A 6,635-nucleotide genomic window follows, 5' to 3' on the forward strand; every position below is an offset into this window, starting at 1 on the left:
TTTTATAGGTAATGGATGATGGCTATAACGAATACAATTTCAAAAATTGGCCCAAATACCTGGAAAATCGCATTTATTTTTGCATTCCTCGCCCTGCTGGTCGATGGTGCGGATTTAATGCTGCTTTCCTACAGCTTAAACAGTATTAAAGCTGAATTTGGCCTAACCTCTGTCGAAGCTGGGATGCTCGGAAGCTTTACCCTTGCAGGTATGGCAGTTGGAGGTATATTCGGAGGGTGGGCTTGTGATAAATTCGGTCGTGTACGTACCGTCGTTGTCTCAATCCTTTTATTTTCGGCATTGACTTGTGGTCTTGGTTTTACCCAAAGCTTTGCTCAATTTGGTGCATTACGTTTCTTCGCTTCTCTTGGCTTGGGTTCTTTGTATATTGCATCGAATACTTTAATGGCTGAGTACGTACCTACTAAATATCGTACTACCGTTTTAGGTACATTACAGGCTGGCTGGACAGTTGGCTATATCGTTGCGACCTTGCTTGCGGGCTGGTTAATTCCAGATCACGGCTGGCGCATGCTGTTCTATGTAGCTGCGATTCCAATTGCCTTGGCTATTTTGATGCACATTCTGGTACCAGAACCAGCGGCATGGCAAGAAAACCGCTTCAAGAAAGTTGAAGTGACTGACAAACCTACTGAGTCGACCTGGAAGCTGATTTTCCAAGATAAGAAAAACCGTAACATGTTTATCTTATGGGCTTTGACTGCCGGTTTCCTTCAGTTTGGTTACTATGGCGTAAACAACTGGATGCCAACATACCTTGAAAGTGAACTGGGTATGAAGTTCAAGGAAATGACTGCCTACATGGTCGGTACCTATACCGCGATGATTCTAGGTAAAATCCTTGCAGGCTTAATGGCAGATAAATTCGGACGTCGTTTTACTTATGCCTTCGGTGCGATTGGTACTGCGATCTTCCTACCACTGATCGTATTCTATAACTCACCAGACAACATTCTATACTTATTGGTGATCTTCGGTTTCCTATATGGTATTCCATATGGTGTGAATGCGACTTATATGACTGAAAGCTTCCCAACCAACGTACGCGGCACAGCAATTGGTGGTGCATATAATGTCGGTCGTTTAGGTGCGGCAATTGCCCCAGCTACGATTGGTTATCTGGCAACAGGCGGTTCGATCGGTCTTGGCTTCTTAGTAATGGGTGCTGCATACTTTATCTGTGGTCTGCTTCCTGCCCTGTTCATCAAAGAAAAACTCTACGATCCTCAAAAATCTTAATCCGTTTTAGAAAAAGCCTCCTAGGAGGCTTTTTTCATAATCAATTCCCAACTTTCTATTTAAAAACTTTTTCACTGTGGTAAAATACCGCTAAGCGAAACAGGATTTCTTATTATGGAAGATATTATTAGAGAATCGATGGAGTTTGACGTAGTCATCGTAGGCGCAGGCCCTGCGGGTCTTTCTGCGGCAATCAAAATCCGTCAGCTTGCAATTGAAAACAACCTGAATGATCTGTCCGTTTGTGTCGTGGAAAAAGGCTCCGAAGTCGGTGCTCATATTCTTTCTGGTGCTGTGCTTGAACCTCGTGCCATGAACGAGCTGTTCCCGAACTGGAAAGAAGAAGGCGCGCCTTTAAATGTTCCTGTGACAGAGGATAAAACTTTCTTCCTTCTTTCAGATGAAAAATCACAAGAAGCTCCTCACTGGATGGTACCGAAAACCATGCACAACGATGGCAACTATGTCATCTCTCTTGGTAACGTGGTGCGTTGGTTAGGCCAGAAAGCGGAAGAACTGGAAGTTTCGATCTTCCCGGGCTTTGCTGCTGCTGAAATTCTGTATCATGAAGATGGTTCAGTCAAAGGCATCCAAACTGGTGATATGGGCATTGGTAAAGATGGTGAACCAACGCATAACTTTACCCCAGGTTACGAACTTCACGCGAAATATACGATTTTTGCTGAAGGCTGCCGTGGTCACTTAGGTAAACGTTTAATCCAGAAGTTTAATCTGGATAAAGATGCTGATCCTCAGCACTACGGTATCGGTATTAAAGAACTTTGGGAAATTGATCCGGCCAAACACAAGCCAGGTCTGGTAATGCACGGTGCTGGCTGGCCTTTATCTGAAACAGGTTCTTCAGGCGGCTGGTGGTTATACCACGCTGAAAATAACCAGGTCACTCTGGGCATGATCGTGGATCTTTCTTATGAAAACCCACACATGTACCCGTTCATGGAAATGCAGCGCTGGAAAACCCATCCACTGATCAAAAAATATCTGGAAGGCGGTAAGCGTATTTCTTATGGTGCGCGTGCCGTAACCAAAGGTGGTTTCAACTCTCTGCCGAAATTCACCTTCCCGGGTGGCTCACTGATTGGTGATGATGCTGGATTCCTGAACTTTGCGAAAATCAAAGGCTCACACACTGCGATGAAATCAGGCATGTTATGTGGTGAAGCAGTCTTTGAAGCGATCAAAGCTGGTGTAGAAAAAGGTGGTGATCTTGCAGTTGCACGTGTGACTGAAGGTGAAGACTTCTTCGTTAAAGAACTCACGTCTTATACAGACAAGTTCAACAATAGCTGGCTGAAAGAAGAGTTATATAGCGCACGTAACTTTGGCCCGGCAATGCACAAATTTGGTCAATGGATGGGCGGTGCATTCAACTTCATCGACCAGAACGTGTTTAAAGTTCCATTCACGCTCCATGATTTAGTTCCTGATTTCAGTGCACTGAAAACGGTGGATGCAGTGAACTTCAAGCCGAACTATCCAAAACCGGATGGCAAGCTGACGTTTGACCGTCTATCTTCAGTCTTTGTATCGAATACAGTCCATGAAGAAAACCAGCCAGCACATTTGAAACTGACCGATGCTTCAATTCCAGTAAACGTCAACCTGCCAAAATGGGATGAGCCTGCGCAGCGCTACTGCCCTGCAGGTGTTTACGAAATCATGGAAAATGATGATGGTTCTAAACGCTTCCAGATCAATGCGGCGAACTGTGTACACTGCAAGACTTGTGACATCAAGGATCCTTCTCAGAATATCACCTGGGTGGTGCCGGAAGGTGCTGGTGGTCCGAATTATCCTAACATGTAATGTTAGGATAATTCTTGCGAGGCATTGCCTCTCATACCCAAACATGTAGACGTTAGGAATAACGCTTCATTTATTTTTTTAGGTAATCCCAGCTCCCAAGGGAGCTGGGATTAAAAATAATCAAGAATAAAAAAATAAAAACAGATTCAGGTCTTTTTCGCTGACTTGCTGCTTAGACCAGCTTATTGATTGTGAAATATTGTGTCCCAGTAAAAAACCAAGACCTTATCTAGTCATTTTTATTTATAAACATTACCTTTAATTAAAATTAATTGCCTGAATATACAAACACTTTAGTCGTATTCCTCTTTGGTTCTTCCTATTCAAAATGCTATTGTACAAAAAGTTTCCAATTTCTCATTTTCTAATCACGATCTAGTTTCATGACTTATAAACTGAATGCCCGACATCTGGTGCTAGACCTGCTCTATGCCTCACATAACTCTACTGTTAGCATCAAACAGATGTTATGTGCAGCAGATTTATTAGGAATCTCTGACAACAGCTTGCGGGTTGCAGTCGCACGACTCAATCAGGATCAGATCATTCAGTCAGTAGAACGCGGCATTTATCAGTTAATTGAAAAAAAATTTGATACTTCTTTTATCAGCCTGAACAAACATCCCAATATGCAGACTGCTACGGCTTGGGATGGCAAATACATTCTGGTTTATACCGGTGCGTTGGGACGAGTAGATCGTACGGCCTTATCTAAACGGGAAAAAGCCCTGCGTTATTATGGATTTCAGGAGCTGGAACAGAATGTGTTTATCCGCCCGGATAATTTACAACTCAGTTTGAACGAGCTTAAATCAGCAGCCGTCAAGTTTGGCCTAGATCAAGGCGCACGATTTTTTCAGGTTAGCGAGATCGATCAGCACACCCATGTATCTGCACTTTGGGATATTCATGGTCTCCATCAAACCTATTTAAATATTAGTCAGGAAATTGAGCAGTGGTTTGAAAGTCATGAATATTTATCCTTGGCTGAATCAGCTAAAACTGCCTTTTATCTGGCGAAATCTGCCGTATTTAGTCTGCGTGCAGATCCATTATTGCCTGAAGAGTGGCTAGACGCTCCAGCCCGACAAAAGTTTGAACTGGCTGTACGGCGTATGGAAGAGCAAGGCCAGCAGTTATGGCAGCAATATTTTCAGCAGCAAGGCGTATAATTTATTTCCTATACACTCACAAAAATAAATTGACTGTAATATTTTAATTCAAATATAGTGACAAGAAATACAAGAACTAGATCAAGGCAGAATAATGAACAGTAAAGTGAGTGTCACAGAGCTATTTAGCCGTGAAGAAATCAAAGAGCTGACCACCCCATCCGACTTACAGGGGGCTCTGGCAGTAGGCTCAACTTGGGCTGTGATTGTTTTGACCTTTGGCACAGTCGCTTATAGCTGGGAATATTTACCAGTCTGGGGAAAAATATTGATATGTGCCTTGGCATTAGCCATTCTGGCAGGTCGTCAGCTGGCTATGGCCATTTTAATGCACGATGCCTCACACCACAGTCTGTTTAAAACCAAGTGGCTAAACACACACTTCACTGACTGGTTGTGCGCCCGTCCGATCTGGAATGAGGTCGGTAAATATCGTCCTTATCATTTGAAACATCATGCCCGCACCTCTCAACCTGATGATCCAGATTTAGGTTTGGTGAAAAACTTTCCAATTACTAAACAATCATTATTTAGAAAATTCTTTAGAGATTTAAATGGTCAATCCGGCCTAAAATTTCTGGCTGGCCGAGTCTTGATGGATTTAGAACTTCTGGAATGGAGTGTTTCCAATGATCCGAAACCAATTCCTCGTGGTAATCGCAGTAACTTGGAACTGGCAAAGAATCTGTTAAAAAATAGCTCGGGCATGCTGATTTCCAATGCTGCCCTATTTTCCGCACTTTGGGCCAGCGGTCATCCAAAACTTTATTTATTATGGCCGTTAGCTTATATCACTCCTTTCCCACTGTTTATCCGTATACGGGCAATGGCTGAACATGCAGGCCTGGAAACCAGCCATTCTGCACTGACTAATACCCGTACCACCCATGCAGGCTGGCTAGCGCGGGCTTTCGTTGCACCGATTCATGTAAATTATCATATTGAACATCATTTAATGGCCTCTGTTCCGCATCAAAATCTGCCCAAAATGCATCAGATGTTGCGAGAGCGCGATTACGTGAAAGCGCCACCGAGTTATAAAGATGTAATTGTTTCATTATTAAAAGGCTAAAATAAAAGATCGAAGTTTAAAAATACATTAAGTGTGATGGCAAAATTTTTTAAACTTAATGTTGATGGCTTTCTTTATGGTCATGATGCTCATGCGAATGGGCTGATTGCCGATGCTGTTCTGGGGGACAATCTTCTGCTTCAATTTGCAATGTCATCTCAGTAATGTGATGTTCATGGTGCAACATCTCAAACGCCTCCTGATGCAACTTTTTATAGTCAACTTCTGGCGCAACCAGATGAACGGTCAGTATGACTTTCTTGGAAGTAATCGCCCAGACTTTTAGCTGATGAATATCTTCAACACCGTCTAGCGCCAGTAGGTCATGGCGCAGTTTTTCAATATCGATTTCATCGGGAACTCCTTCCAGCAGAATATTGATGCTCTGTTTCAATAAAATCCATGTCCGTGGAATGACCCAGAATCCGATCATGACCGCAATCACGGTGTCAATCCACATCCAGCCGCTGAAATAGATGATGATTGCGCCAATAATGACACCCACCGAACCTAGTGCATCACTCAGTACTTCCAGATAAGCTCCTTTAATATTCAAGCTTTCCTGACTGCTAGAAACCAGAATTTTCATGGAGATCAGGTTAATGACCAGTCCAAGTATGGCGACAATCAACATGCCCAGACTTTCAATTTCAGGGGGATGGCTCAGGCGCTGGTAAGCTTCGAACAAGATATACATCGCCACCAGAAATAGCATAATCGCATTAAACAAAGCTGCCAGAATTTCAAATCGCTGGTAGCCAAAGGTACGTTTATCATCTGCGGGTTTTTGCCCGATCTTAATCGCAGCCAGTGCAATCGCCAATGCAGCGGCATCGGTAAACATATGTGCTGCATCAGAAAGCAAGGCCAGACTCTGAGTCATAAAACCGGCAATAACTTCTACAATTAAAAAGGCTGTCGTCAGGGCTAAGGCGATGGACAGTTTTTTGGCATTCTTCGCACTAACTTCTACATGACTATGATCATGATGATGTGATCCACCCACCTTATACTCCTTTTCATTTGAATCTGATTCTAAGTTTTAGCTACTTCTTATTACCTATACTTTCTATACTACGCTTGCTCTGCTGATATTTAAGCAATTTTTTGTATAACTTGGCTCTCTTTTAAAATATCCATGTCTATTCATTAAGCAAACTTAGTACTTAAATTATTAAAGGCTCTAGACTAGCAAAATGATTATGTTAGTCTAGAATCATGATAGAAAACAGTAAATTAAGTCACTACAAGATTAAAAAAATTATTCAATGCTTTTGTGTTGATATTCCTGCTTCCAAAACAGC

5 protein-coding genes and 1 pseudogene are annotated in these 6,635 nt (G+C 42.6%); 5 read left to right on the forward strand and 1 reads right to left on the reverse strand.

The window, feature by feature from the left end; translation table 11 throughout:
• Positions 1–18 precede the first annotated feature (18 nt).
• The 4 genes from FTV18_RS11825 to FTV18_RS11840 all read left to right on the forward strand — a co-directional run bounded on the left by FTV18_RS11825 (position 19) and on the right by FTV18_RS11840 (position 5,331).
• Positions 19–1,260, forward strand: a complete 1,242-nt coding sequence (locus FTV18_RS11825) for an MFS transporter (protein ID WP_180018201.1) — start codon at positions 19–21, stop codon at positions 1,258–1,260.
• 114 nt (positions 1,261–1,374) lie between these two features.
• Complete coding sequence (locus tag FTV18_RS11830; protein WP_180018203.1) at positions 1,375–3,087, forward strand: electron transfer flavoprotein-ubiquinone oxidoreductase; 1,713 nt, start codon at positions 1,375–1,377, stop codon at positions 3,085–3,087.
• Between the two features lie 383 nt (positions 3,088–3,470).
• The gene (locus FTV18_RS11835; protein WP_180018205.1) at positions 3,471–4,259 is read left to right on the forward strand and encodes a PaaX family transcriptional regulator C-terminal domain-containing protein; all 789 of its coding nucleotides are present in this window, start codon (positions 3,471–3,473) and stop codon (positions 4,257–4,259) included.
• Positions 4,260–4,353: 94 nt separating this feature from the next.
• Positions 4,354–5,331 (forward strand): fatty acid desaturase family protein, encoded by a 978-nt coding sequence (locus tag FTV18_RS11840; RefSeq protein ID WP_180018207.1) that lies wholly within the window; start codon positions 4,354–4,356, stop codon positions 5,329–5,331.
• A 55-nt stretch (positions 5,332–5,386) separates the two neighbouring features.
• Here FTV18_RS11840 and FTV18_RS11845 read toward each other — a convergent pair whose 3' ends face one another.
• Positions 5,387–6,337 (reverse strand): cation diffusion facilitator family transporter, encoded by a 951-nt coding sequence (locus tag FTV18_RS11845; RefSeq protein ID WP_180018209.1) that lies wholly within the window; start codon positions 6,335–6,337, stop codon positions 5,387–5,389.
• 212 nt (positions 6,338–6,549) lie between these two features.
• On the opposite strand from FTV18_RS11845, the pseudogene FTV18_RS11850 reads away from it, so the two are divergent.
• Positions 6,550–6,635: pseudogene (locus FTV18_RS11850) on the forward strand (IS1595 family transposase); the annotation flags it as partial.

This window comes from Acinetobacter sp. YH12241 (genome assembly GCF_013417535.1).
Lineage (GTDB): Bacteria > Pseudomonadota > Gammaproteobacteria > Pseudomonadales > Moraxellaceae > Acinetobacter.